This window comes from Turicibacter sp. T129 (assembly GCF_025594975.1).
GTDB classification, from domain to species: domain Bacteria; phylum Bacillota_I; class Bacilli_A; order MOL361; family Turicibacteraceae; genus Turicibacter; species Turicibacter bilis.
On record NZ_JAMQUU010000124.1, the window covers coordinates 1 to 349 of the forward strand.

At 54.7% G+C, this 349-nt stretch carries 2 tRNA genes; both read right to left on the reverse strand.

The window, feature by feature from the left end:
- Positions 1-97 precede the first annotated feature (97 nt).
- Positions 98-174: transfer RNA gene (locus NEH75_RS13395), tRNA-Met, on the reverse strand.
- 19 nt (positions 175-193) lie between these two features.
- Positions 194-269 (reverse strand) — tRNA-Ala (locus NEH75_RS13400).
- Between the last annotated feature and the right edge of the window lie 80 nt (positions 270-349).

A 349-nucleotide genomic window follows, 5' to 3' on the forward strand; every position in this document is an offset into this window, starting at 1 on the left:
GATTCGAACCCCCGCGACGCTCTCACGCCCTGTCGGTTTTCAAGACCGATCCCTTCAGCCAGACTTGGGTATTCCTCCATTTTATCCATATTCTCTTTGGTAGCGGAGGAGGGACTCGAACCCCCAACCTCACGGGTATGAACCGTACGCTCTAGCCAGTTGAGCTACTCCGCCTTTTGTTGTTATTTTTTTTTGGTGGAGACTAGGGGGATCGAACCCCTGACCTCCTGCGTGCAAGGCAGGCGCTCTCCCAGCTGAGCTAAGTCCCCATGTATGGTGGGCCTAAATGGACTCGAACCATCGACCTCACGCTTATCAGGCGTGCGCTCTAACCAGCTGAGCTATAGGC